At 70.4% G+C, this 25,531-nt stretch carries 25 protein-coding genes; 9 read left to right on the forward strand and 16 right to left on the reverse strand.

Annotated features, from left to right (window positions below; translation table 11 throughout):
- The first annotated feature begins 51 nt into the window (after window positions 1-51).
- Both ACWCOV_RS23970 and ACWCOV_RS23975 read left to right on the forward strand, forming a co-directional pair.
- Window positions 52-630, forward strand: coding sequence for a helix-turn-helix transcriptional regulator (locus tag ACWCOV_RS23970; protein ID WP_449831527.1), 579 nt, complete (start codon window positions 52-54; stop codon window positions 628-630).
- Entirely contained in the window at window positions 627-1,259 is a 633-nt protein-coding gene (locus tag ACWCOV_RS23975) for a 4'-phosphopantetheinyl transferase family protein (RefSeq protein ID WP_449831528.1), read from the forward strand. The genes ACWCOV_RS23970 and ACWCOV_RS23975 overlap by 4 nt, the downstream gene beginning before the upstream one ends.
- On the opposite strand, the gene ACWCOV_RS23980 is transcribed toward ACWCOV_RS23975, so the two are convergent.
- From ACWCOV_RS23980 to ACWCOV_RS24000, 5 genes are read right to left on the reverse strand one after another with little or no spacing between them, the layout of a single operon-like run.
- Entirely contained in the window at window positions 1,244-2,488 is a 1,245-nt protein-coding gene (locus ACWCOV_RS23980; RefSeq protein ID WP_449831529.1) for a glutamate-5-semialdehyde dehydrogenase, read from the reverse strand. The two genes, ACWCOV_RS23975 and ACWCOV_RS23980, sit on opposite strands and share 16 nt — an antisense overlap.
- 43 nt (window positions 2,489-2,531) lie before the next feature.
- Complete coding sequence (locus ACWCOV_RS23985) at window positions 2,532-3,905, reverse strand: aldehyde dehydrogenase family protein (RefSeq protein WP_449831530.1); 1,374 nt, start codon at window positions 3,903-3,905, stop codon at window positions 2,532-2,534.
- Entirely contained in the window at window positions 3,902-4,315 is a 414-nt protein-coding gene (locus tag ACWCOV_RS23990; RefSeq protein WP_449831531.1) for a cupin domain-containing protein, read from the reverse strand. Before ACWCOV_RS23990 ends, ACWCOV_RS23985 begins: the two co-directional genes overlap by 4 nt.
- On the reverse strand, window positions 4,312-4,629 hold the full coding sequence (locus ACWCOV_RS23995; protein WP_449831532.1) for a putative quinol monooxygenase: 318 nt from the start codon (window positions 4,627-4,629) through the stop codon (window positions 4,312-4,314). Before ACWCOV_RS23995 ends, ACWCOV_RS23990 begins: the two co-directional genes overlap by 4 nt.
- The gene (locus tag ACWCOV_RS24000; RefSeq protein WP_449831533.1) at window positions 4,626-5,693 is read right to left on the reverse strand and encodes an Ldh family oxidoreductase; all 1,068 of its coding nucleotides are present in this window, start codon (window positions 5,691-5,693) and stop codon (window positions 4,626-4,628) included. Before ACWCOV_RS24000 ends, ACWCOV_RS23995 begins: the two co-directional genes overlap by 4 nt.
- An 80-nt stretch (window positions 5,694-5,773) precedes the next feature.
- On the opposite strand from ACWCOV_RS24000, the gene ACWCOV_RS24005 reads away from it, so the two are divergent.
- Window positions 5,774-6,436 (forward strand): GntR family transcriptional regulator, encoded by a 663-nt coding sequence (locus ACWCOV_RS24005; protein ID WP_449831534.1) that lies wholly within the window; start codon window positions 5,774-5,776, stop codon window positions 6,434-6,436.
- A 9-nt stretch (window positions 6,437-6,445) separates the two neighbouring features.
- Here the strand turns inward: ACWCOV_RS24005 and ACWCOV_RS24010 are convergent, their stop codons facing one another.
- Window positions 6,446-7,129, reverse strand: a complete 684-nt coding sequence (locus ACWCOV_RS24010) for a response regulator (protein WP_449831535.1) — start codon at window positions 7,127-7,129, stop codon at window positions 6,446-6,448.
- Window positions 7,126-8,742: an ATP-binding protein gene (locus ACWCOV_RS24015; RefSeq protein WP_449831536.1), complete on the reverse strand. Its 1,617-nt coding sequence runs from the start codon at window positions 8,740-8,742 to the stop codon at window positions 7,126-7,128. The genes ACWCOV_RS24010 and ACWCOV_RS24015 overlap by 4 nt, the downstream gene beginning before the upstream one ends.
- A 149-nt stretch (window positions 8,743-8,891) precedes the next feature.
- On the opposite strand from ACWCOV_RS24015, the gene ACWCOV_RS24020 reads away from it, so the two are divergent.
- The 4 genes from ACWCOV_RS24020 to ACWCOV_RS24035 are packed head-to-tail and all read left to right on the forward strand — an operon-like array spanning window position 8,892 to window position 12,311.
- On the forward strand, window positions 8,892-9,896 hold the full coding sequence (locus ACWCOV_RS24020; protein ID WP_449831537.1) for a Bug family tripartite tricarboxylate transporter substrate binding protein: 1,005 nt from the start codon (window positions 8,892-8,894) through the stop codon (window positions 9,894-9,896).
- Complete coding sequence (locus tag ACWCOV_RS24025) at window positions 9,896-10,399, forward strand: tripartite tricarboxylate transporter TctB family protein (protein ID WP_449831538.1); 504 nt, start codon at window positions 9,896-9,898, stop codon at window positions 10,397-10,399. The genes ACWCOV_RS24020 and ACWCOV_RS24025 overlap by 1 nt, the downstream gene beginning before the upstream one ends.
- A complete protein-coding gene (locus ACWCOV_RS24030) occupies window positions 10,399-11,919 on the forward strand; it encodes a tripartite tricarboxylate transporter permease (protein WP_449831539.1) in 1,521 nt (506 codons plus the stop codon). The genes ACWCOV_RS24025 and ACWCOV_RS24030 overlap by 1 nt, the downstream gene beginning before the upstream one ends.
- A 2-nt stretch (window positions 11,920-11,921) precedes the next feature.
- Window positions 11,922-12,311 (forward strand): universal stress protein, encoded by a 390-nt coding sequence (locus ACWCOV_RS24035; protein ID WP_449831540.1) that lies wholly within the window; start codon window positions 11,922-11,924, stop codon window positions 12,309-12,311.
- On the opposite strand, the gene proB is transcribed toward ACWCOV_RS24035, so the two are convergent.
- The 9 genes from proB to ACWCOV_RS24080 all read right to left on the reverse strand — a co-directional run bounded on the left by proB (window position 12,308) and on the right by ACWCOV_RS24080 (window position 23,664).
- Window positions 12,308-13,420, reverse strand: coding sequence for a glutamate 5-kinase (gene proB / locus ACWCOV_RS24040; protein WP_449831541.1), 1,113 nt, complete (start codon window positions 13,418-13,420; stop codon window positions 12,308-12,310). The two genes, ACWCOV_RS24035 and proB, sit on opposite strands and share 4 nt — an antisense overlap.
- Before the next feature lie 5 nt (window positions 13,421-13,425).
- Window positions 13,426-15,009 (reverse strand): GTPase ObgE, encoded by a 1,584-nt coding sequence (obgE, locus tag ACWCOV_RS24045; RefSeq protein ID WP_449831542.1) that lies wholly within the window; start codon window positions 15,007-15,009, stop codon window positions 13,426-13,428.
- 194 nt (window positions 15,010-15,203) lie between these two features.
- Window positions 15,204-15,464, reverse strand: coding sequence for a 50S ribosomal protein L27 (gene rpmA / locus ACWCOV_RS24050; RefSeq protein WP_132152713.1), 261 nt, complete (start codon window positions 15,462-15,464; stop codon window positions 15,204-15,206).
- Window positions 15,465-15,475: 11 nt separating this feature from the next.
- Window positions 15,476-15,793 (reverse strand): 50S ribosomal protein L21, encoded by a 318-nt coding sequence (gene rplU, locus ACWCOV_RS24055; RefSeq protein ID WP_449831597.1) that lies wholly within the window; start codon window positions 15,791-15,793, stop codon window positions 15,476-15,478.
- A 158-nt stretch (window positions 15,794-15,951) separates the two neighbouring features.
- Complete coding sequence (locus tag ACWCOV_RS24060; RefSeq protein WP_449831543.1) at window positions 15,952-19,149, reverse strand: Rne/Rng family ribonuclease; 3,198 nt, start codon at window positions 19,147-19,149, stop codon at window positions 15,952-15,954.
- 145 nt (window positions 19,150-19,294) lie between these two features.
- Entirely contained in the window at window positions 19,295-20,122 is an 828-nt protein-coding gene (locus ACWCOV_RS24065; protein ID WP_449831544.1) for a TIGR03936 family radical SAM-associated protein, read from the reverse strand.
- A 12-nt stretch (window positions 20,123-20,134) separates the two neighbouring features.
- Window positions 20,135-20,788, reverse strand: a complete 654-nt coding sequence (locus ACWCOV_RS24070) for a hypothetical protein (protein WP_449831545.1) — start codon at window positions 20,786-20,788, stop codon at window positions 20,135-20,137.
- 12 nt (window positions 20,789-20,800) lie between these two features.
- Entirely contained in the window at window positions 20,801-21,301 is a 501-nt protein-coding gene (locus tag ACWCOV_RS24075; protein WP_449831546.1) for an anthrone oxygenase family protein, read from the reverse strand.
- Between the two features lie 101 nt (window positions 21,302-21,402).
- The gene (locus tag ACWCOV_RS24080) at window positions 21,403-23,664 is read right to left on the reverse strand and encodes a M64 family metallopeptidase (protein WP_449831547.1); all 2,262 of its coding nucleotides are present in this window, start codon (window positions 23,662-23,664) and stop codon (window positions 21,403-21,405) included.
- 148 nt (window positions 23,665-23,812) lie between these two features.
- Between ACWCOV_RS24080 and ACWCOV_RS24085 the strand changes: the two genes are divergently transcribed.
- On the forward strand, window positions 23,813-24,613 hold the full coding sequence (locus ACWCOV_RS24085) for a lysophospholipid acyltransferase family protein (RefSeq protein WP_449831548.1): 801 nt from the start codon (window positions 23,813-23,815) through the stop codon (window positions 24,611-24,613).
- A gap of 39 nt (window positions 24,614-24,652) precedes the next feature.
- Window positions 24,653-25,531 (forward strand): prephenate dehydratase, encoded by an 879-nt coding sequence (locus tag ACWCOV_RS24090; protein WP_449831549.1) that lies wholly within the window; start codon window positions 24,653-24,655, stop codon window positions 25,529-25,531.

The following is a 25,531-nucleotide window of genomic DNA, read 5'->3' on the forward strand; positions in this document are numbered from 1 at the left end:
ACACGATCTAGTTACATTGCAACTAGTATCTTGAACACGTAGGCTGAGCCCATGACCCATCGCCGCTCCCCGCTGGCGCTCGCGATCCTCGGCCTGCTCGAGAACGGGCCGCTGCACCCGTACGGGATGCAGCGGCTGATCAAGCAGTGGGGCAAGGACCAGGTCGTGAACGTCGGCCAGCGCACCAGCCTGTACCGGATGATCGACCGCCTGGAGGACGGCGGGCTGATCGCGGTCGGCGCGACCGAGCGGGACGAGCGCTACCCGGAGCGGACGACGTACCACCTGACCGAGGAAGGGCGGACGGTCTGCCGGCAGTGGCTGACCGAGATCATCACCACGCCGCGCAACGAGTTCCCCGAGTTCCCGGCCGCACTGTCGTTCGTGATGCTGCTGCCGCCGGAGACCGCCGGTGAGTTGCTCGCGGAACGGCGGGGGCGGCTCGAGCAACGCATCCGGGACTACGACTCGGAGCTGAGCGCGGAGAACGATGGGGAGCCGGTGCCGCGGTGGGCGCTGCTGGAGACCGAGTACCTAAAGGCGATCGCCGAGGCCGAGGTGCGCTGGATCGAGTCGATTGTCGACGATCTGCAGAACGGCACGCTGACCTGGAAGCCGGGGCCGGTGTGACGGAGGTCGAGGTCTGGTGGGGGCGGATCGCGCAGGTCCGGGCGGAGTTCGCCGACGATCTGGATCCGGTCGAACGTCAACGCCACCAGGCCTACGTGCGCCCGGAGGACAAGGCGCGGTTCCTGCTGGGGTGCACGATCGTACGGCGGGTGCTCGCGCGGCGTCTCGCGTTGCCTGCGGCAAGTATCAGCCTCGACCGGACCTGCCCGGACTGCGGGAAGCCGCACGGGAAGGTGCGGGCCTACGGCGTCGAGCTGTCGGTGACGCACTCCGGCGAGCTGGTCGGGGTCGCGGTCAGCGATCGCCCGGTCGGGCTGGACGTGGAGAAGATCGATCCACGGATCGACGTCGACGGGCTCGCGAGGCTGAGCCTCGCGGAGGACGAGCTCAAGGCGCTGTCGCGTCACGAGGACCGCGCCCGGGCGTTCACCACGTACTGGACGCGGAAGGAAGCCATCGTCAAGGCGACCGGTGCCGGGCTCCGCAAAGATCTGCGAACCGTCACGGGGGTCCCGGACGGCATGCAGGTGGTCGAGCTGAGCGTTGACCCCAGCTACTCGGCGGCTCTGGCGATCGTCTCGCCCGAGCCGCCGGTCATCACGAGCAGGCCGGCTCAGGTCCTGATCTGACCTTCGCCGGTGACGACGTACTTGGTGGAGGTCATCTCCGGGAGGCCCATCGGGCCGCGGGCGTGGAGTTTCTGGGTGGAGATGCCGATCTCGGCGCCGAAGCCGAACTCGCCGCCGTCGGTGAACCGGGTGCTGGCGTTGACGACCACCGCGGCCGAGTCGACCGCGGCGACGAACCGGCGGGCCGCGGCCTGGGAGCGGGTGATGATCGCGTCGGTGTGAGCGGAGCTGTACCGGCGGATGTGCTGCACCGCCGCCTCCAGCGAGTCGACCACGGCGGCGGACAGGTCGAGCGAGTTGTACTCGGCCCCGAAGTCCTCCTCGGTCGCCTCGACCACATCCTTGCCGGCAGCAACCACCGTCGGGTCACCGTGGACGGTCACGCCCGCCTCGGCCAGCGCCGGCAGCGCCCGGGCCAGGAACTCCGGAGCGACCGAGGAGTGCACCAGCAACGACTCGGCCGCGTTGCACACGCTCGGCCGCTGCGTCTTCGCGTTCAGCAGGATCGTCAGCGCGAGATCCAGATCCGCATCTTTGTCGACATACACGTGACAGTTGCCGACCCCGGTCTCGATCACCGGCACGGTCGACTCGGTCACCACGGCCTGGATCAGCCCGGCGCCGCCACGCGGGATCAGCACGTCGACCAGCCCGCGCGCCTGCATGAGCTCCTTCACCGCGGCCCGGTCCGTCGGCACGCCCTGCACCACATCGGCCGGCAGCCCGGCTTCCGAGGCGGCGTCCCGCAGTACGGCGACGATCGCCTCGTTGGACGCGGCGGCCGAGGACGAACCGCGCAGCAGCACCGCGTTGCCGGACTTCAGGCAGATACCGGCCGCGTCGGCGGTCACGTTCGGGCGGGCCTCGTAGATGATGCCGACCACGCCGAACGGCACCCGCACCTGGCGAAGCTCCAGCCCGTTCGGCAGCGTGTAGCCGCGGACGACCTCACCGACCGGGTCGGTCAGGCCGGCGAGCTGCTCGAGCCCGGCGGCCATCCCGTCCACGCGGGCCGGGTTCAGCGCCAGCCGATCGACCGTGGACTCCGGCGTACCGGCCTCGCGGGCGGCCGCCACGTCCTTGGCGTTCGCCGCGACGATCGTGTCCGTGTTCGCCCGCAACGCCGCCGCCATCGCGTGCAGCGCCGCGTCCTTGGTCGCCCGGGAGGCCTCCGCCAGCGCGTACGACGCCTCGCGCGCCCGGCCGGCCAGCTCGATGATCTCGCTCACCCTCCCATCGTAGGGTGCTCGACCGTCGGCCGGCCCAGCCGTCTCAAGCCACCCAGTAGGTGCGGGTGTTCGTGAACTCACGAAGCCCGACGGCGGCCAGCTCCCGCCCGTAACCGCTCCGCTTGGTCCCGCCGAACGGCACCCGCGGGTCGGAGGCCACGACCGCGTTGACGAAGGCCGCGCCGGACGTGATCCGCCGCGCAAGCCGAACGCCCCGTTCGGGATCGCCCGTCCAGATGCTCAACCCCAGTCCGTACTGCGTCGCACCCGCCAACTCGGCGGCGTGATCGGCATCGCGAGCCACCGCCACCGCGGCGACCGGGCCGAACGTCTCCTCGTCGAACGCCGGCATCCCCGGCGCGGTCCCGGTCAGCACGGTCGGCTCGAAGAAGTACCCAGGCCCGTCGACACTCCCGCCACCCGCAACCAGCACAGCCCCAGCCGCAACCGACGCATCCACCTGCCGCTGCAAGGCAGCCCGCAGATCGTCCCGCGCCAACGGCCCGACCGCGACCGAGCGATCCGTCGGATCCCCGACCGCGAGCCCCTTGACCCCGACCACGAACCGTTCGATGAACTCGTCCGCCACCGCCGCCTCGACGATGAACCGCTTCGCACAAACACAGCTCTGACCAGAGTTCGTGAACCGAGCCCTGACTGCGGCCGCAGCAGCTGCTTCGAGATCCGCATCGGCCAGGACGACGAAAGCGTCCGAGCCCCCCAGCTCGAGCACGGACTTCTTCGACACCCGCCCGGCAGCCGCACCCACCGCAGCCCCCGCCCGGTTGCTGCCGGTCAACGTGACCGCCGCGATCCGGTCGTCCGCGATCAGCCGCTCGATCGTCTCCGGTACGTCGGCCTCCTCCACGACCAGCGTGCGGACCAAGTGCTCCGGGAACCCGGCAGCGCGGAAGACGGCCTCGATCGCCAGCGCGGACCCGGTCACGTTCGGCGAGTGCTTCAGCAACACACCGTTGCCAGCAGCAAGCGTCGGCACGGCGAACCGCAGCACCTGCCAGACCGGGAAGTTCCACGGCATCACCGCGAGCACCAGTCCGATCGGCTCGTACGACACCCACGCCCGCACGCCGTCGATCGCCACCGGTTCGTCGGCGAGGATCGCCGTACCGTGCGCCGCGTAGTACTCGGCGGTGACGGCCGACTTCTCGATCTCCCCCTCTGCCTCACCAATCGGCTTGCCCATCTCGGCCGTGACGACGGCGGCCAGGTCGTCGGCAGAGCCTCGGAGCTCGGCAGCCAGCCGCGTCAACGCCTCCAAACGAGCCGCGACCGGCACGGCTCCCCACTCGGCAGCGGCCGGAGCGGCCTGTCCGACGACCTGCTCGAGCTCGGCCGGCGTCATCGCGCCGTACGTCGCCAGCGTGTTCCCGTTGGCGGGGTTGATCGTGGTGATCATCGGGCGCTCAACCCGCCGCGGTCGTTCTCCGACAGGTGCTCGAAGGTCTCGCCGGTCGCGGTCATGGTCCGGGTCACGTCGCGGCCGCCGTACACCCAGTAGATCCGCATCGGGGTCGTGCCGCGGTTGTAGAACCGGTGCGGGATGCCGGCCGGGACCCAGGTCGCGTCGCCCGCGACCAGGTCGAACTCCTCGCCGTCGATCACCGCGACCGCGTCGCCCTCGAGGATCAGGACCGACTCCTCGACGTTGTGGCTGTGCAGCGGCAGCCCGGTGCCCGGGGCGAACACGGTCTGACCGGTGGTGATCCGGTTGATCTCGGAGTTCCAGCGGCCGACGTACGGCAGCGTGACGACCCCGTTGCCACGGTCGAACGGCTCGACCTCGCCCGGACGGATCAGCAAGTTCATCGGTTGTCCTCAGAAGAGTGGTGGAAGAGGCGGTTGGCCAGGGTGTTGGCCTGGCTGCCGGGGACGACGTGCGCGGCGACGGCTTCCCGCCAGACCGGGAAGTGCGGGGCCGCGCGGTGCGCCTCGACGGCGGCCTCGTCGGCGTACACCTCGTACAGGGTGAAGTGGTGGTCGTCGGCCTGGTCCTGGCTGACGTCGAAGTACAGGCAGCCCGGCTCGTCGGTGAACGAGCGCTCGGCCTGGGTCCGGATCGCGTCGACGAACGTGTCGAGGTGTCCAGGAACCACCTGGAGGGAGACGGTGAGGCTGATCATGCGGCGAGTTCCTCCGTGGGTGGCAGGTCGACCTGGGTCTCGGCGGCGAGCGTGACCAGGCTGGTCCAGGTGGTGGCGGTCAGGGTGATGCCGGTGGCGGTGTGCTCGGCGAGGTTGCGGTCCTCGAGCTCGCCGGGGACGAGGATCCGGTCCGCCCACTCCGCGGTCTCGGCCGATCGGGTCGCATCCACGAGGGCTTCGACGCGTTCGGCGTACGACGCTGGGTCGTCCATGGCAGCGACGTCGATGGTGAGCAGCAGGTGCCCGGCGCCGCTCGGCGCGTCCGGTTCGTAGGGCCCGGCCACGTCGGCACCGAACGCGCTGCCGGTCAGCACCCCGGCGAGTACGTCGAACATGAACGAGATCACGTAGCCCTTCGGCCCGGCCATCGGCAGGATCAGGCCCTCGATCGCGCTCCGCGGATCGGTGGTCGGATTGCCGTCGGCGTCCGCGGCCCAGCCCTCGGGGATCTCGGTCCCGCGCTCGGCGGCGAGGTAGACCTTGCCGCGGGCAACGGCGGTGTTGGCCAGGTCCATCACGACCGTCCCGTGCCGTCCGGCCGGCGCCGCGATCGACCAGGGGTTGGTGCCGACACTCTTCTGCCGGCCGCCCCACGGCGCCATCGCCGGGCTGGCGTTCGTGCAGAGGAAGGCGACACAGCCCTCGTCGGCGGCCTTGCGGGTGAAGTACGCCGCGGTGCCGAAATGGCCCGAATTCCGGATGCCGATGGCACTCACGCCGTACTCACGGGCCCGTTGGACGCCCAGCGCCACAGCCTCGTCGGTGATCACCTGGCCGATGCCGTTGCCGCCGTCCAGCACCACCAGCGCACCGGTGTCGCGGACGCGCTCGGTCCGGGTGACCCGCTCCATCGCGCCGCTGCGGAGGCGGGCGACGTACCAGGGCAGGCGGAGCATGCCGTGGGATGCGTGCCCCCACAGCTCGGCGGTCACCAGGGTGTCCGCCAGGAGGTGTGCGTCAGGCCCGGGCACGCCTTCCGCGCGCAGCACGGCCGCGGTGAACGACAGCAGCGCCTCCGGGCGCGTCCGCTGGGCTGACGCCATCCGTTGCTCCGATCTGGCGGTTACGATGACTGAGACTACGGAAGCATACTTGTATACAAGTGTGCAAAGGGAGTGATCAGATGACGGACAAGCTGCGGCGCGCCTCCGGCGGCCAGGTCGTGTACGCCGAGCTGAAGCGGCAGATCCTGTCGCTCGAGCTGCCGCCGGGCCGGCGACTGTTCGAGCCTGAGCTCTCCCAGCAACTGCAAGTCAGCCGTACGCCGCTACGCGAAGCGCTCCGGTTGTTGCTCGCCGAGGACCTGGTGGACCAGCTGCCCACCGGCGGGATGGTCGTGCGGTCGCTGTCGGCCCAGGAGATCGACGAGCTCTACACGGTCCGGGCCGCGCTGGAAGGGTTGATGGCGGCGGAGGCGGCCGAGCGGATGACCGACGAGGGCGCGGAGGCGCTGACCCGGCTGGTGGCGCGGAACGAGCGGCTGGTCGAGTTCGCCGAGGACGCGATGAACGCCGGGCACGACTTCCACCTCGAGATCGCCGAGATCGCGGCGCACGGGTGGGCTGCCCGGCTGCACCAGCAGGTCGACGGTCAGATGGCGCGGTACCGGGCCTTCACGAACCAGTCGCAGCTCCGCCGGACCGCCGCGCTGGACGAGCACCGCGCCATCCTCGACGCGCTGGTGACCCGCGACGCCGTCCGGGCCCGGCAGCTCGCCGAGGAGCACGTCCTGACCGCCCGCGACACCGCCCTGTCCGCGATCGGCGAGCGGCTACCCAACGCCTGAGCTATCCGCCTAGCGCCTGAGCAGCCGGTAGCGACGTTCAGGCCGCCCGGCCACGCCGTACCGCGGCCGCATCTCCGCGCGGCCGATCGTCACCAGGTGTTCTAGGTACCGCCGCGTGCTGCTCCGGGACAGCCCGGTCACGGAAGCACAGTCGCTGGCCGACATCCCATCTTCCGCGGCGTCCGCGAGCGCCTTGATCACCAGTTCCGTCGTCTCCGGACTGATCCCCTTCGGCGCGGACGACGGCCCGCGACTCCCCTGCGCGCGGAACACCCGGTCGACCTCCGCCTGATCGGCGTCGGTCAGCCGCTGGAGCTCCTCCCGATGCTCGGCGTACTCCGTCAGCTTCCCGCGCAGCGACTCGATCTCGAACGGCTTGACCAGGTACTGGAACACGCCGCCGCGCAACGCCGTACGCACGCTCTCGAGATCCCGCGCCGCACTGATCACGATCACGTCGACCGGGTAGTCGCCCGACGACTCCCGAAACCGCCGCAGCACCTCCAACCCGCTCATGTCCGGCAGATGGATGTCGAGCAGGACGAGATCCGGCCGCAGCGAGCGTACGGCGGCCAGCGCCTCGTGACCGTTGCGCGCGGCACCGATCACCTCGAACCCGGGCTGACGGGACACCACGCTGGAGTGCAACCGCGCCACCATGAAGTCGTCGTCGACCACGAGCACCTGAATCATGTCCGCACCACCGGGGCCAGCATCGGCAGGGTCGCCACGAACACGGCCCCCGCGTCGTTGTGCACTGTCACGTCGCCACCGCGCTTGCGGCAGATCACCCGGACCAGCGCCAGCCCGATCCCGTGCTCGCCGGACGCACTGTTCTTCGTGCTGTACCCATGTGCGAAGACTCGATGCTGCATCGCGCTGTCCACGCCCGGCCCGGAGTCCCGGACCTGGATCCGTACGGCGCCCTCGCGTTCGAGCACCTCCACGGACACGAAGGGGTCGGGCGCTCCCGCGGCGGCGTCGAGCGCGTTGTCGACCAGGTTGCCGAGCACCGTCGAGACGTCGGTCGCGAGCCGCTCGTCCAGCCGCGGTAGCAGGCTGCTCGGCTCGATCACGAAGGTGACACCACGCTCGCCCGCCTGCGACGACTTCGCGATCAGCAGCGCGGCGACGGCCGGATCCGCAACCCGGGCGGTGACGCCGGCGGTCAGCTCGGTCTGGTCGGCCGCGACCTGCTGGATGTAGCGCAGTACCTCCTCGTACTCGCCGAGCTCGACGAGTCCGCTGACGATGTGCATCCGGTTGCTGAACTCGTGGGCCTGCGCACGCAGCGTGTCGGTGGTGTTCCGGGTCAGGTCGAGCTCACGTTGCAGTTCGAGCAGCTCGGTCCGGTCCCGGAACGTCGCGACCCAGCCGATCTGCCGGCCGTGGCTGCGGACCGGCATCCGGCTCGAGGTCAGCACCCGCCCGTGCAGCGGCAGGATCCGGTCGGTGACGGGTTGCGGCCCGTCGAAGATCTCCACCAGCCGGCCGGTGTCGTCCACCTCGCCCAGCGCCTGCCCAGCCGACGCCACCGGGACGCCGAGCAGATGGGCGGCCTGGTCGTTCACCATCGTGATGCGCCACTGCAGGTCGACCGCGAGGACGCCCTCCTTGATGCCGTGCAGCAGCGCCTCGCGCTGCTCCACCAGCCCGGCGATCTCCCGCGGTTCCAGCCCGAGCGTCTGCCGTTTCACGGTTCTTGCCAGCAGCAACGACCCCAGGACGCCGAGCAGACTCGCGATCCCGAGGTAGGCGAGCAGATTGGGCAGCGCCTCGCGGAGGCTGGCCAGGACGGAGGGATACTGCCGGCCGACCACCACCACGCCGTCGGTCGCGCCGGTCGGGTCGTTGAGGATCGGCGCCATCGCGAGCGTGGCGCCGGTGACCTCGTCCTGCCCGACCCAGGACCGGCCGTTGAACGCCTCCGTCGCCTGCACCTGGACGACGGAGTTCTTCGGCAGTGGATCGGTGGAGATGATGGCCCGTCGGTCCTCCAGCGCGATCACGACGTACGTCGAACCGGACAACGTCCGCCCGGACTCCACCTGGGACTGCGCCTGGCCCAGGTAGTCCGTGCCGTTCGAGGCGGCCGCCTTCCGCACGCCGGACGTCACCGCCAGCCACTCGGCGATCTCGAGCGCCCGCCCGCCCTCGTTCTCGCGGAACCGGGCGTTGCTCTGGGCCACCGAGACGGCGGCGACGCCGATCAGGACGACCAGCACGATCAGCAGCTGCATGGCCAGCATGCGCCCCGCCAGCGTCCAGCGACGCCGGCCAAGGAGCGCTCGCCACCGTGGTTTCACGGCTCGATTGTGCTCGGGAGCGCCGGATCGCGCCATCTTTGGCGTGAGCACAATGAACACAACGCACATTGCGTTCACAACGGTGACACCCTGACCAGGGGCGCGGCACGCTGGCGGCGACCGGACCCCTGCAGACCAAGGAGACCGCCGTGAGAGCACGGACCTGGTTCACCAGTATCGCCACCGTGGTGGCGCTCGCCGTCGCGGCCACCGGCTGTGGCGTCAGCGCCGACGACAACGCCTCCGGCGGCACCGACAGCGGCCCGGTGAAGGGCCTGCGCATCCTCGTGCCGAACTCCCCGGGCAGCGGCTACGACACCACCGCCCGCGCCGCCGCGAAGGCCATGCAGGACGCCAAGCTGACCGACACCGTCGAGGTGTTCAACACCGCCGGCGCCGGTGGCACCGTCGGCCTGCAGCGGCTGGTCAACGAGAAGGGCAAGGAAGACATCCTGATGCAGATGGGGCTCGGCGTGGTCGGGGCCGTCTACACCAACAAGTCGAAGGCCACCCTGCAGGACACCGTCCCGATCGCCAGGCTGATCGAGGAGGCGGAGGCGATCGTGGTGCCGAAGGGATCGCCGTACACCAGCCTGGACCAGCTGATCACGGCCTGGAAGGCCGACCCGGGCAAGGTGCCGGTCGGCGGCGCGTCGAACGCCGGCGGCCCGGACCACCTGACCCCGATGCTGCTGGCGAAGGCGGTCGGCGTGCAGCCCAAGGACGTCAACTACGTGCCGTACGACGGCGGCGGCGAGCTGCTGACCGCGGTGCTCGGCAAGAAGGTCGCGTTCGCGGCCACGGGCATCGGCGAGGTCGCCGAGCAGGCCGAGACCGGTGACGTGAAGATCCTCGCGGTCACCACCGAGAACCCGGTCGAGGGCGTCGACGCGCCCACGCTGAAGAGCCTCGGCATCGACATGGTCTTCACCAACTGGCGCGGGATCGTCGCGCCGCCCGAGCTGTCCGACGCGAAGAAGCAGGAGTACGTCGACCTGCTCACCAAGATGCACGACTCCGAGCAGTGGAAGAAGACGCTGGCCGACCAGGGCTGGACCGACGCGTTCCAGACCGGTGACGAGTTCAAGACCTTCCTGACCGCGGAGAACGACCGGGTCGCCGGCGTGCTGCGGGAACTGGGTCTCACGTCCTGATGAGCACCCCGTCCACGAGCGCGAAGCAGGGCCGCTCCGAACTCGGAGTGGCCCTCCTGCTCCTGATCCTCGGCTGCTGGGCCGTGGTCGACGCGCTGCGGCTCCCCGACCTGCAGGCGCGGGGACCGGTCGACGCCAAGACGGTCCCGTTGATCGTCGGCGGGGTGCTGGTGCTGACCGCCGTACTGCTGGCGATCGACGTCCTGCGCGGTGGCCGGGGTGAGCAGGAGGCCGGCGAGGACGTCGACCTCGGGCACGGCAGCGACTGGAAGACGCTCGGCCTGCTGGCCGCGGCCTTCGTCGCCAACATCCTGCTGATCGAACGCCTGGGCTGGCCGGTCTCCGGCGCGGTGCTGTTCTTCGGTACGACGTACGCGCTCGGCAGCCGCCACCTGGTCCGCAACGCGATCATCTCGATCGCGCTGTCGGTCGGCACCTGGTACCTGTTCAACCTCGCGCTGGGCATCGCCCTGCCGGTCGGCATCCTCAAGGGAATCCTCTGATGGACGCGTTCTCCGAACTGATGAACGGGTTCGCCACCGCGGCCCAACCGGCCAACCTGATGTACGCCTTCCTCGGCGTCCTGCTCGGCACCGCGATCGGCGTTCTCCCGGGCATCGGCCCGGCGATGACGATCGCGCTGCTGCTCCCGCTGACCTACTCGCTCGAGCCGACCCAGGCGTTCATCATGTTCGCCGGCATCTACTACGGCGGCATGTACGGCGGCTCGACCACCTCGATCCTGCTGAACACCCCAGGTGAGAGCGCGTCGGTGGTCACCGCGATCGAAGGCAACAAGATGGCCCGGAGAGGCCGGGCGGCCGCCGCCCTCGCGACGGCCGCGATCGGGTCGTTCGTGGCCGGCACGATCGGCACCCTCTGCCTGGCGTTGCTGGCCCCGGCGGTGGTCCAGCTGGCCATCAAGATGGGTGCGCCGGACTACTTCGCCGTGATGGTGCTGGCGTTCATCGCCGTCACCACCGTGCTCGGCTCGTCGAAGATCCGCGGCCTGGCCTCGCTCGCGATCGGGCTGCTGATCGGCCTGATCGGGATCGACCCGACCTCGGGGCAGCAGCGGCTCACGCTGGGCATCCCGGAGCTTGCCGACGGCATCGACGTCGTAGTGGTCGCGGTCGGCCTGTTCGCGGTCGGCGAGGCGCTGTGGATCGCCGCGCACCTGCGCCGTACCCCGGCCGAGATCATCCCGGTCGGCGCGGCCCGGATGGACCGCGACGACTGGCGCCGGTCCTGGAAGCCGTGGCTGCGCGGGACCGCGATCGGCTTCCCGTTCGGCGCCGTACCGGCCGGGGGCGCCGAGATCCCGACGTTCCTGTCGTACGTCACCGAGAAGAAGCTGAGCAAGCACCCGGAGGAGTTCGGCAAGGGTGCGATCGAGGGCGTCGCCGGTCCCGAGGCGACGAACAACGCGTCGGCCGCGGGCGGTCTGGTTCCCCTGCTCACGCTGGGGATCCCGACCACCGCGACCGCCGCGGTGATGCTCGGCGCCTTCCAGGGGTACGGCATCCAGCCCGGCCCCCGGTTGCTGGACACGCAGCCGGAGTTGGTCTGGGGCCTGGTCGCCAGCCTGTTCATCGGCAACGCGATCCTGCTCGCGCTGAACCTGCCGCTGGCGCCGATGTGGGCCAAGCTGCTGCGGATCCCCCGGCCGTACCTGTACGCCGGCATCCTGTTCTTCGCCAGCATCGGCGCCTACGCCGCGAACCTGTCCACCTTCGACCTGTGGCTGCTGCTCGTGCTCGGCGCGCTCGGCTTCGCGATGCGCCGCTACGGGCTACCGGTGGTGCCGGCGATCATCGGCATCATCCTCGGCCCGACCGCGGAGGAGCAGATGCGGCGTGCGCTGCAGATCAGCGACGGCGACATCAGCGGTCTCTACAACACCTGGTTCTCCAAGACCGTGTACGTCGTCATCCTGCTGGTGCTCGTGGTTCCGCCGGTGGTCGGCCGGCTCCGCAGCCGCAAGAAGGCCGCCGAACCCCAGCCCGCCGAGAAGGGAGAGTAGCCGTGGCGATCATCGTCGGATACGTGCCGACCCAGGAGGGCGTGGCCGCTCTCGAGAGCGCCATCGAGGAGGCCAGGCTGCGCGAGCAGCGGCTCGTCGTGGTGAACTCCAGCCGCGGCGAGGCCCTGGTCGACAGGCGGTTCGCGAGTCACGACCAGTGGGACTCGGTCGAGCACCGCCTGGCCGATTCCGGCGTCGAGCACGAGCTCAAACAACTTGTGGAAGGCAAGGACGCCGCGGACCAGATCCTCGCCCTGGCCCACGAGCTGAACGCCGAGCTCATCGTCATCGGACTCCGCCGCCGCTCCCCCGTCGGCAAACTCCTGATGGGCAGCCAGGCGCAGACCATCCTGCTTCAGTCCGACTGCCCGGTCCTGGCGGTCAAGCCCTAGAGGAGGACCAGGTCGTCGCGGTGGACGACTTCGCGTTCGTACGCCGCCCCGAGCTCCCGGGCCAAGTCGCGGGTCGAGCGGCCCAGCAGGTCTGGGAGTTCGGCGGCGTCGTAGTTGACCAGGCCGCGGGCGACGACCACCCCCGCAGGTGAGACCAGATCCACCGGATCACCCGCGGAGAAGGTCCCTTCGACGCCGGAGATTCCGGCCGGCAGGAGCGACGTACGGCGCTCTGTCACCGCGCGGACCGCGCCTTCGTCGAGGCGGAGGCGACCTTGGCCCGAGGTGGCGTGGGCGAGCCAGAGCAGGCGGGTCTTGCGGCGGCGGCCGGTCGGGTGGAAGAGCGTCCCGACCGACAGGCCCTTGAGCGCGTCACCGACCCGCGCGGCCGACGTCAGGACGACCGGAATCCCTGCCTCCGTGGCGATTGCGGCCGCTTCCACCTTCGTCTGCATGCCGCCGGTACCCACCCCCGAGGCGCCGGTCCGGCCGATCTTCAGCCTCTCGAGATCCGCCGGTCCGCGGACGTCGGCGACCATCGACGTACCCGGCTTGCGCGGGTCCCCGTCGTACAGGCCGTCGACATCCGACAGCAGAAGCAGCAGATCGGCGTGCACCAGGTGACTCGTCAGCGCGGCCAGCCGGTCGTTGTCACCGAACCGGATCTCGGTCGTCGCCACCGTGTCGTTCTCGTTCACGATCGGTACGACGCCGAGCTCGAGCAACCGCGCGAACGTCCGGTACGCGTTGCGGTAGTGGCTGCGCCGGGTCACGTCGTCGACCGTCAGCAGCACCTGGCCGACCTTCAGCCCGTGCGCCGCGAACGCATCGCTGTAGCGCGCCATCAGCAGGCCCTGCCCGACCGACGCCGCGGCCTGCTGTGTGGCCAGGTCACGCGGTCGCGTGCGCAGGCCCATCGGCGCCAGCCCGGCCGCGATCGCGCCGGACGAGACGAGCACGACCTCGGTCCCCTCGACCCGGCGCGCGGCGATGGCGTCGACCAGCAGCCGGAGGCGTGCCACATCGATCTTGCCGCGCTGGGTCAGGGAGGACGAGCCGACCTTCACCACGATCCGCGTGGCCTTCACGGCCTCCGCGCGATGTTTCATCAGAATCAACCGTTCTGGTCGAGTTCCTTCTGTGCTTCAAGCTCGCGCGCCTCTTTGCGCGCCAGCTTCTCCGCCTTCTCTGCCGCTCGCTTGGCCTCGGCCGGGGACAGGTCGACCTCGTCCTCGACCCAGCCCTGCCCGTACTCGGACCGGTCCGTGACGATCTCGCCGGACCGGTGGGCGTGGTACTCGGTGTCCTTCTGCCGGCGCCGCTGGGCCGCCGGGCGGGCCTCCTCCAGCCGGTGGTCCTCACCGCGCCGGGCCAGGATCTCGGCGCCGGCCTGGACGTCGGGCGCGAAGTCGAACACGATCGCGTTCGGCCCGTCGCCGATCACGACCGCATCACCCGGGAGCGCGCCCAGCTTGAGCAGCTCCTCCTCGACCCCGAGCCGGTTCAGCCGGTCGGCCAGGTAGCCGGTCGCCTCCGCGTTCGCGAAGTCGGTCTGCTTCACCCAGCGCTCGGGCTTCTCGCCCTGCACCAGCCAGCCGCCGTCCTCCGGCAGCTTCTTCACCTTGAACTCGGGACCACCTTGCGCCTGGGGCCGGATCACGATCCTCGTGGTGTCGGGCTTGTCCGCCGCCGCCCGGCGCTCGCCGACGATCTCGGCCATCGCGAACTTCAGCGCCTCCAGGCCTTCGTGGCTCGCGGTCGAGATCGGGAACACCCGCAGCCCGCGCTGCTCCAGCTCGGCCCGGACCATCTCCGCGATCTCCCGCGCGTCCGGCACGTCGATCTTGTTCAGGGCAACGAGCCGCGGCCGGTCGTCCAGCCCGCCGTGCGCCTGCAACTCGGCCTCGATCGTGTCGAGGTCGCTGACCGGGTCCCGGCCCGGCTCGTAGGTCGCACAGTCGATCACGTGCACCAGCGCCGCACACCGCTCGACGTGCCGCAGGAAGTCGTGCCCGAGCCCGCGCCCTTCGCTCGCGCCCTCGATCAGCCCGGGTACGTCGGCCACGGTGAAAATAGTGTCACCGGCAACGACCACGCCGAGGTTCGGGATCAGCGTGGTGAACGGGTAGTCGGCGATCTTCGGCCGGGCCCGGCTGATCGAGGCGACCAGCGAGGACTTGCCGGCACTCGGGAAGCCGACCAGGCCGACGTCGGCGACCACCTTGAGCTCGAGGACGAGAGTGCGTTCCTCACCGTCCTCGCCGAGCAGCGCGAAGCCGGGGGCCTTGCGGGTGCTGCTGGCGAGCGCCGCGTTTCCCAGGCCGCCCTTGCCGCCCCGGGCCGCGACGAACTCCGCGCCCGTGCCGACGAGGTCGGCGAGGACTTCGCCGCTCGTCGTACTGATGACAGTGCCGTCCGGAACGGGCAGGACGACGTCGGCGCCGTTGCTGCCGGCCTGGTGGTCACCCTTGCCCTGGGCCCCGTTCGTGGCGGTGCGGTGGCTGGAGCGGTGGTAGTCGACCAGCGTGGTCACGTCCGGGTCGACGCGCAGGATCACGCTGCCGCCGTCACCGCCGTTGCCGCCGTCCGGGCCGCCGAGCGGCTTGAACTTCTCCCGGTGCACCGAGGCGCACCCGTTTCCGCCGCGGCCCGCGGCAACCTGCACCGTGACCCGATCGACAAAGCTGGGAATCGCCATGGGTGGTTCTGCTTTCTGTTGGGGGTGGACCGCCAGGCCATCACAATCCTCGCGCTCGACCGCGAGCCACGCTCGCACGCCGGCTACAGCGGTCGTTGTGATGGCCTGGACATCCGTAACAACGTGAAGGGCGGGTGCGCGGTATTCCGCGACCCGCCCTTCGACAGAGCTTGAAATACGTCCGGGTGGCGGTGTTACTCCGCCGGGGCCGGGACGATGTTGACGACGCGGCGACCGCGCCGGGTGCCGAACTCGACCGTGCCCTCGGCCAGCGCGAACAGCGTGTCGTCGCCGCCACGGCCGACCAGGTTGCCCGGGTGGAAGTGGGTGCCACGCTGCCGGACGATGATCTCGCCGGCGTTGACCAGCTGGCCGCCGTACCGCTTCACGCCGAGCCGCTGCGCGTTGGAGTCGCGACCGTTACGGGTCGACGCCGCTCCCTTTTTGTGTGCCATCTCAGATCAGCTCACTTCTTCTTAGCGTCGATCGCGGTGACCTTGACCTGGGTGTAGTGCTGACGGTGCCCCTGGCGCTTGCGGTAACCGGTCTTGTTCTTGTACTTGAGGATGTTGATCTTGGGGCCCTTGGTGCGGCCCAGGACCTCGGCCGACACAGCCACCTTGGCGAGCGCCTCGGCGTCGGTCGTCACGGTGTCGCCATCGACGACCAGGACCGCCGGCAGGGACACGGTGTCGCCCACCTTGTCCGTCAGGCTGTCGATCTCGATGACATCGCCGACGGCGACCTTCTGCTGGGTGCCGCCACTGCGCACGATCGCGTACACCGTGGATCTCACTCTCTGCTGGTTCGGAAAACTTACGGGGGCCTGCACAGACCTGGCGGCCCACACAAACATGGCACGCGGAACGCGCGCCGACGCTCAAGTTTACGGGTCCCCTCACAGACGGGTCAAACCGGGTCGTCTGCTCGGGGACCCGCTCGTCAACTGCCCGTGGAGACGAGCTCTGCGGCCTCGGTCTCGCTCTTGGCCGCGTCACCCTCGGTAGCTGTCTTGCTCCGGCCCCGGCTGCTGCGCCGGCGCCGGGTGGTCTTCGCTGCGCCGTTCTGCGCAGCCTCGTCCTGCGCCGAGTCCGACGCACCGACGGTCGTCGTCGCCTCGGCCGTCTCGGCAGGCGCCGGGAAGCCGGTGGCCTCCGGGCTGACCTGCTCGTCGGCCTCGGCGGAGACCGGGTAGCCGGTCGGCTCCGGCGTACCGGACGTGTCCGCGGCCGGCTCGGCGCCTTCAGCAGGTACGTCGTCGCCGTGCTCCTTCTTCGCCGAGGCGGCAGCGATCTGGGCCAGCCGCTGGGCGGCGTCAGCGTTGTGCTGCGACGCCTCCGGCTCGGCCTGCTCCTCCTCGGCGCGGCCCTTGCCCCGGCGACGACGCGAGCTCTTCCGCCCGCCTTCGTCGGCCTGGGCGGCGGCCGGCTTCTGCTCCTGGCCACCGCCACCGCCGCCGCGGCTGTCGCGCCGGCGGGACTCCTTCGGCTCGTCGTGCAGGATCAGGCCGCGGCCGCCGCAGTGGTCACAGTTCTCGCTGAACGCCTCGAGCAGACCGGTGCCGATCCGCTTCCGGGTCATCTGGACCAGGCCGAGCGAGGTGACCTCGGCCACCTGGTGCTTGGTCCGGTCCCGGCCCAGGCACTCGACCAGCCGGCGCAGCACCAGGTCGCGGTTCGACTCCAGCACCATGTCGATGAAGTCGATCACGATGATGCCGCCGATGTCGCGGAGCCTGAGCTGCCGGACGATCTCCTCGGCCGCCTCCAGGTTGTTCTTGGTGACGGTCTCCTCGAGGTTGCCGCCGGAGCCGGTGAACTTGCCGGTGTTCACGTCGACGACCGTCATCGCCTCGGTCCGGTCGATGATCAGCGAGCCGCCGGACGGCAGCCAGACCTTGCGGTCCAGCGCCTTCTTGATCTGCTCGTCGATCCGGAAGTTCGCGAAGACGTCACCGTCGCCGGTCCACTTCTCCACCCGGTCGGCCAGGTGCGGGGCGACGTCGGAGACGTACTCGCGGACCTGGTCGTAGGCGTCGGCGCCGGAGATCACCAGCTTGGTGAAGTCCTCGGTGAACAGGTCGCGGACCACCCGGATCAGCAGGTCCGGCTCACCGTGCAGCAAATGCGGAGCCTGGCCGTTCTTCGACTTCTTGTCGATGTCGGTCCAGTACTTCTGCAGCCGGCTGACGTCGGCGGTCAGCTCCTCCTCCGAGGCGCCCTCGGCCGCGGTCCGGACGATCACGCCGGCCTCGTCCGGGACGATGTCCTTGAGGATCGTCTTCAGCCGGTTCCGCTCGGTGTCGGGCAGCTTGCGGCTGATGCCGCCGTTGCCGCCGCGCGGGACGTAGACGACGTACCGGCCGGGCAGGCTGATCTGGTTGGTCAGCCGGGCGCCCTTGTGGCCGATCGGGTCCTTGGTCACCTGGACCAGCACCGACTGGCCGGACTTCAGCACCTGCTCGATCTTGCGCGGCCCGTTGGCCCCGCCGAGCGTGGCCCAGTCGACCTCACCGGCGTACAGGACGGCGTTGCGGCCCTTGCCGATGTCGATGAACGCGGCCTCCATGCTGGGCAGCACGTTCTGCACCCGGCCGAGGTACACGTTGCCGATCAGCGAGGTCTGCTCGGCCTGGGCGACGTAGTGCTCGACCAGGACGTTGTCCTCGGACACGGCGATCTGGGTCAGGTCCTCGCGGGACCGGATCACCATGGTCCGCTCGACCGACTCGCGCCGGGCCAGGAACTCGGCCTCGGTGACGATCGGCGCCCGGCGGCGGCCGGCGGCGCGGCCCTCGCGGCGGCGCTGCTTCTTGGCCTCCAGCCGGGTCGAACCCTCGACCGCGGTGATCTCGTTGGCGGTGTTCTTGCTGCGCGGCTCGCGGACGCGGACGACGGTCTCGTCCGGGTCGTCGGGCGACGCGGCGCTGTCCTCGCCACGGCGGCGGCGACGCCGGCGCCGACGGCGGGTGGAGCTGCCCGAGCCCTCGTCGTCGTCGCCGTCCGCGGCGTCCTGCTCGTCGTCCGAGCCCGTCGCGCTGTCCGGCTCGTCGTGCTCGTCGTCGTCGGACTGCTCGTCGGAGCTGTCCTCGGCGCCGTCGGCGTCACCGGACTTGCGGCGGCGACGGCCACCGCGGCGCCGGCGGCGGCGACGGCTGCCCTCGCCACTGTCGTCGCCGTCCTCGGACTCGGCGTCGGCCTCGGCGGCCTTGGCGTCCTCGGTGGCCTCGGCGACGGCCGCGGCCGCCTCCTTCACCGGCTCGGCGCGGTCGGCGGCGACCTCTTCGGCGTCGCGCGCCTCGGTCTCCCGGGCCTCGGTGTCGCGGCCGCGACGGCTGCGGCGGCGACGCGTGGTGGTCGGCTGCTCGTCGGCACCCGGCTCGGTGGTCTCGGCGGTCTCAGTGGGCTCGGGCGTCGCCTCGACCGGGCTGGTCGCCGCGGCCTGCGCGGGCGCCTTGTTCGGCACGTCGGTCGGCGCCTGGAACAGCACCGCGGCCGCAGCCGGCGCCCGTCGCCGGGTCCGCCGCTGCGGAGCCTCTTCGGGTACGGCGACCTCAGCCGGCGCACCGGCCTCAGCGGTCTCGGTGGCCTCAGCGGTCTCGGTGGTCTCGTCCTCGTCGGTCTCGGCGTCGACGACCGGGCCGTCGGTGACCGGGGACTGCTCGGCGATCAGGTCGTCCACGGGAGCGACAGCCGCCTTCTTCGCGGTGCGCTTGCGCGTGGTCTTCTTCGCCGCCGGGACGCTCTCGAAGATCGGGCCGGCGTCAGCGGTGGACGTCTCCGCCTCGCTCAGCTCCGGGAACGCGTCCTGCTCGGCGGCCTTCTTCGCCGGCCGCTTGGTGGCGGTCTTCTTGGCCGCGGCCTTCTTCGCCGCGGGCGCCTTCTTCGCCGTCGTCTTCTTGGCGGCGGCCGCCTTCTTGGCGGCCGTCTTCTTCACCGGAGCCGGGTCGGCGGACTCGCCGTCCGACTGGGTGGGGACCTCCTCGGCGGCGACGGCCTTCTTGGCCGTCCGCTTGCGTGTGGTGGTCGTGGTCTTCTTCGCAGCAGGAGCCTTCTTCGCGGTGCGCCGGCGAGTGGATGGCTGCTGCTGGGCGGGTGCAGCCGTGTCGGCTGCTTCGGTGGTCGGCTCGTTGTCGAGCATGTGGTGCGGGTCTCCTCAAGCCCTCCGGCGCATCCTGCGACCCCTGTCACGGGTCCGGACGCTGCCACAAGGCGGTCACGGTTCGCCACGCGCCGGCGTCTGTGCCGGCAGTGGCGGAAGCCTGCTGGATCCGCTCCGCCCGTGCTCAGGGCTCGGAGGGAGCGGCGGCGTCGCCCTCCGCTGTGTGCGTCTGGTGGTCGTCCGCCTGGCCGGTCGCGGTCGCCTGGGTGGCGTCGCGGTCACGAGCGAGCGGGTCGTCCACCGTGCCTGCGGCCGCGATGAGCGGGCCCTGGGCGAGCCTGGTCAAAAGAGCCGGGCCCGTCACCGGGAGCGTCGCTACTTCGAGCACGCCGGCGAGAACGTCGTCGGGTCTCACGGCCGGGGTTCCGTGCCGTAACACCACTTGCAGTATCGCACACGTCGCAACCTGGGCCGATTCACTCGCGACGGTGAGTCGGAGAACCGCGTCCCGACAGTCGAACGAGCGAACTCCCCGTTTGGTCATGCGCTCGACCAGAATTTCGTCCCGGGCGAGGAACGCCGCCACCGCGGCCTCCGCGGCGGCCGGATCCGCGCCTGGCAGGGCGATCTGCCACTCGCTGGCCTCCAGCCGCTCGGCCAGCGACCCCGGCCCGGCGACGACCACCTCGAGGACGTCCAGGCCCGGCGGCAGCGCCTCGTCCAGGGCACTCCGGACCTGCTCGGCGTCCCGCTCGTGTGTGAGCGAGATCTCCAGATACTCCGCTTCGGAGGCGGCTCCGGTCGGCGCGGCCCCGGCGTACGAGATCTTCGGGTGCGGGCTGAAGCCGTGCGAGAACGCGACCGGGAGCTCGGCGCGCCGGACGGCGCGCTCGAAGGCCCGCTGGAAGTCGCGGTGTGAGGTGAATCGCAGCCGCCCGCGCTTGGCGAACCGGACCCGCAACTTCTGGACCGCGGGCAGTTGCTGCGACGGCGGAGCTTGAACTGGTGCCACCCGCGCATTCTCTCAGGCCGGCCCCCCGGGCAGGACCCCGTGGGTCGCCAGCACACTCCGGATCCGCTCCTGGTGCACATTCGCCGCCAGTACGACGAGCAGCGTGACGACCGCGAACCCGAAGATGAGCCAGTCGGCCGCCCACTGCCCGAGGATCGCGAACCCCAGCCCGGTCACCACGGCGGCCAGGAGCAGGCCGACGATCTCCCGCAGCGAGCGGACGTACAGCGCGACCACGTCCGCCGGGAAGCGATTTCCGGCGTGCCGGACGATCACTCGGCGGCCGTGGTTGGCCTCCAGCGCGGCGGCCAGGCAGAAGATCGCGTACACGCTGAACCAGCGGCTCGCCAGCAGGTCGTCGCGGTCCAGCGTGAGGACGACGAACAGGCCGGCCTGGGCCAGGAACACCAGGGCCAGGCTGGTCGTCGCGAACACCTCGACCCGGGTGAAGTAGAGCCGGGCGCCGAACGAGACGGCCAGGTACTCGAGGATCCCGGCCAGCACGCCGGTGAACCACATCACCACCTTGGCGGCGTACGTCCAGTCCAGGTACGGGCCCTCGATCAGGGTCGGCAAGGCGGTCGCGGCGACGCCGAGCGAGATCCCGGCGATCACCGTGAGCAACATCCGGTAGTCGCCGGCCCCGCTGGCGTCGCGCGGTGTCACGTCAGGGCCGCATCAGGGCTGGGCGGCTGATTTGCCGGTCAGGTAGAGGGCCCAGGCGAGGAGCCCGAAGGCGACCGTGCTGAGTACGACGCGGACGAGGTTGTAGGCCCGCCAGCGGCTCTCGTTGAAGGCTGCGCGGGCGGCGGCGACGTCGATCGTGTTCGGGTCGCCGGCCGCCTTGAGCGCGTCGTTCAGCGGGACGTTCACCGCCATCGTGAGGATCATCGTGACCAGGTACAGCACGAACGCCACCGCGATCCAGGGCAGCGCCTGCTCCCGCAGGCTGAACAGGCCGGCGGCCACCGTGAACACCGCCGCGCCGAGGAACCCGACCAGCAGGAACAGCGGGTTCATGATGGCCCGGTCGGTCGCCTGGAACGCGCCGACGAACGTCTTGTCGTCGGTCGTCGCCAGCCCGGGCATGAAGGCGTTCGAGTAGATCCCGTAGATCCCCGCCATCAGCCCGGTCGTCATCGTCGCCGCCAGCAACGACGCCACCCGCAGTCCGTTCATCTCACCCCTCCAGTACGACGGGACCGTCCCGCACCGAAAAAGCTAGGGCACCGAACCTGCCGCGGACATGTCACCGAAACTCACATCCATGTCAGCGGGACTCACAACCGCGCGCACTGGCCGGTCCGCGGCCCGGAGACGTCGTTCGGCGCCTGCAGGTTGACCGGCGCTGGCGCGTTGCCCGAGCAACTCAGCGGCCCGTCGACGCTGTTCCCGGCCAGTACGGCGGCCTCCGCCGTACGCGATCTGGTCACCGAGACCGGCCCGTCGACCGCGGTCCCGACCGCGACCAGGCTTCTGGTCACCCCGTCGGCGCTCACCGGTCCGTCGACTCGGCTCCGCAGCAGGTGTACGTCGGCCGCGCCCTCCGCACGGACCGGACCAAGCACCTGGCTGTCGGTGGCGACCACGGACGCGCCTGCGGCGACCAGGACCGGGCCCTTGATGGTCGCGCCGGCCAGGCAGGTCACTCCGGACCGCAGGTACAGCGGGCCGTTGTGGACGCCCGTCACCGTGGTCGTGCAGGCCGGCGCCGGCCGCAACAGGGTGACCGCGAACCGGCGCGGGGTCCCGATGTTGCCGGGAGCATCGATGGCCCGGTACTCGACCTGATGGCGCCCGTACCCGGACGGTACGTCGTCCCACGGGACCACCCTGGGCACGCCGAGCTTGCCGTAGACCAGCTGGTCGATCTCAGTCCCCTCGGCGGTGAACCGGAACGGCGCGGACGCGTCGGTCGGCCAGCCGTAGTAGTTGTACCAACCGTCCCCGTTCACCCGGAACTCCGGAACGACGTACCCGTCGCTGTCGTCCGTCGCCGCCAGCTGCATGGTGAACGCGTCGTTGAAGACATACTCCGGCCCAGTCGGCTTCTGCACCGTCAGCAAGGGCTTCGAGAGCGTCGAAGTCACCACCGGCTCGGTCCCGTCGACCGTCCAGGTCAACGTCCGACCGCCCGCCGTGGCCGTCAGCGTGTGCCGTCCGGTCAACTTCAGCGGCTCGAGGTCGAAGTCCCGGTCGTTGCCCGGGTTCGCGACCGGCTTGCCGTCCACCGTCCACTCGATCGCGGCTCGCGCCGTGTCGGACTGAGTCGTCTCGGCGTACACCACCTCGTCGGCGCTCACCGGATGCTCGGTCGACGTCGACCCGGTGAACTCGACCGGCTCCGTCGATGCCTGCGCGGTCAGCGACGTGTTGATCGTCCACGACCGAGAGGCAGTCGGCCGTACGGCGGGATCGCGGATGAACTCGGTCGGGTCGACGATCTTCGCGGTCAGCGTGTGCAGACCGGGTGCCAGGTCGAGCGTGGAGAGGTCGACGGCGCGGCGGTTGGCGGTCGGGAGCGCCGTACCGTCCAAGGTCCAGGTCACGTCGAGCTCGTGGCTGACCGGGTGCAGGGTCTGCAGCCAGACGACCTGGTCGGCGGCGACCTGGCCGACCGGAGTACTGCCCTGGATCAGCGAGGCCCGGGACGAGATGCGCTGCGTCATCCGTTCCCGCGACACCTGGTCGAAGTAGTAGCCGAGCGTCTTCATCATCGAGTGCCGACTGGGCCGCCAGACCCCCGATCCGGCGTACATCCCGGCCTCGTAGCGGCCGATGACGCCGCCGGACTCGGACGGCTCACCGAGCCAGCGGAACCACTTCCGCTGCTGGTCCAGCATTTGCTGCTCAGTCAGCAACGTGTGGTGGATCGAGGAGGGTTCACCTCCCTCGTACGGCGCTCCACGCTCGCCGCGGGCGTAGTAGTCGTACTCGTCCTGCAGGCCGCCGAGCGAGTGGCCCAGCTCGTGCGGGGTGATCAGGGCGGACAGGGCGTTCCCGCCGGAGGCCGTCGCGTAGGTTCCGCCGGCGCCGCCGTACGTGTCGCTGTTGCCGATAGCAAGAATCTGCCGGTTGGCTGTGGTGGTCCCGGCGACCAGGTCGGCGTACTGGATCGCGGCGGCCGAACTGACGGTCAGCAGGCGCTGGACGCTGTTCGGGTTGCAGCCGCCCCAGAAGCCCATCTGCAGCGGGGTGTCGACCTTCGGCGAGCTGAGGTCCGGATCACAGTCGACGCCGCTCTGCGGGGACGGGATCTCGATCGCGTACACGTTGAGGTAGTTCCGGTACGACTTGAACGGCTCGATGCTCCAGAGCACGTTCAGGTGCTTGTCGACCTGCTCCCGGAACTTCGGCAGCTCGGCCGCGGTGTACCCGTCCCCCATCACCACCAGGTTGAACCGGGACTCCGCCGGACCGGTGACCTGGAGCGGGACCACCTTCGCTTCCACGGCCGTCGTACTGGCTCCGGCGGCCGCTGGAAGGCCGGCGAACACCGCCGCGACCACGCCGAGCACTGCCGTCAGTCCTCTTGTCCTCACAAGACCTCCCCAGCCGGGCGACACTGGCGTGAGCAGCTTACGGAGCGGCGGCGTCCCGTGTCAGGAGTTCACGCGTGCCGCAGTGCACGCCAATCGGGCGCTCGTGCGGCATCATGAGCACTCGGGGAACTGTGAGGAAAGGACATCGATGACGGAACCGGCGCAGTCGCCGCGGCCCGAGCCGGACCGGGCACACCCGGCGGACGCCGGTGACGGCGATGGCAAGGGCATCTACTGGGTGCTGAAGAACGTGCTGATCGGCCCGCCGGTCAAGCGCATCTTCCGGCCGAACGTGGTCGGCGCCGAGAACATCCCCGCCGAAGGCCCGGCGATCATCGCCAGCAACCACCTGTCGTACGCGGACTGGATCTTCATGCCGCTGGTGCTACGCCGGCGGGTCACCTTCGTGGCGAAGTCCGACTACTTCACCGGCGCCGGGATCAAGGGCCGGTTCCAGCGCGGGTTCTTCAAGGGCACCGGCCAGGTGCCGATCGACCGGTCCGGCGGCTCGGCGTCCGAGGGCGCGATGCGGGCCGGGATGAAGGTGCTGGAGCGCGGCGAGCTGTTCGGCATCTACCCCGAGGGCACCCGTTCGCACGACGGCCGGCTGTACAAGGGCCGGACCGGGGTCGCCCGGCTGGCGCTGGAGGCCAAGGTCCCGGTCATCCCGTGCGGCGTGATCGGCACCGACAAGGTCGCCCCGCCCGGCAAGATCGTCGCCTCGATGGCTCCGCCGACGGTCAAGTTCGGCGCCCCGCTGGACTTCTCCCGGTACGAGGGGATGGAGAGCGACCGGCTGATCCTGCGCGCCGTCACCGACGAGATCATGTACAAGATCATGGAGCTGTCCGGCCAGGAGTACATCGACATGTACGCCACCAAGGCCAAGCAACTGGAGGGCCGCGCGGTCACCGGCGCGCCGAAGAAGGTCCGCAAGTCGGACACCTGATCCGTCTGCCGAGACGGAGGGGGTCTACCCTGGGAGATCGTGGACGGACCGATCGCTTACCAGGGTGAGCCAGGCGCCAACTCGGCGATGGCGTGCACCGACATGTATCCGGACCGCGAGCAGCTGCCCTGTACGACGTTCGAGGACGCGCTCGAGGCCGTCAGCAGCGGCCGGGCCGGGCTGGCGATGATCCCGGTGGACAACTCGATCGCCGGCCGGGTCGCCGACATCCACCACCTGCTGCCGGAGTCCGGGCTGCACATCGTCGGCGAGTACTTCCTGCCGATCCACTTCCAGCTGCTGGGCGTCCCGGGTACGTCGATCGACCAGATCCGGACCGTCCGCAGCCACGTCCACGCGCTCGGCCAGTGTCGCAAGATCATCCGCGAGCACGGCTGGGCGACTGTGGTCGCCGACGACACGGCCGGCTCCGCCCGCGAGGTCGCCGAGCTCGGCGACCCGACCGTCGCGTCGCTGTCGCCGCGGGCCGCCGCCGATCTGTACGGGCTGGAGACGCTGGCCAGGGACGTCGAGGACGAGCACCACAACACCACCCGCTTCCTGGTGCTGTCCCGCGAGCCCGACGTACCGCCGGTCGGCTCCGGGCCGATCATCACCAGCTTCGTGTACCGCGTCCGCAACGTCTCGGCAGCCCTCTACAAGGCGCTCGGCGGATTCGCGACCAACGGCGTCAACATGACCAAGCTGGAGTCGTACCAGCTCGGCGGCATGTTCTTCGCCACCCAGTTCTACGCCGACATCGAAGGCCACCCGGACGAGCCGAACGTCGCACTCGCCCTGGAGGAGCTCGCCTTCTTCTCGGTCGAGGTCCGCCTCCTCGGCGTCTACCCGGCCCACCCCTTCCGCGCCCAAATAGCCGAACCAGCCGCCAACCGCGCCCTCCGCCCCCACCACTGA

Source organism: Kribbella sp. NPDC002412, from assembly GCF_053592935.1.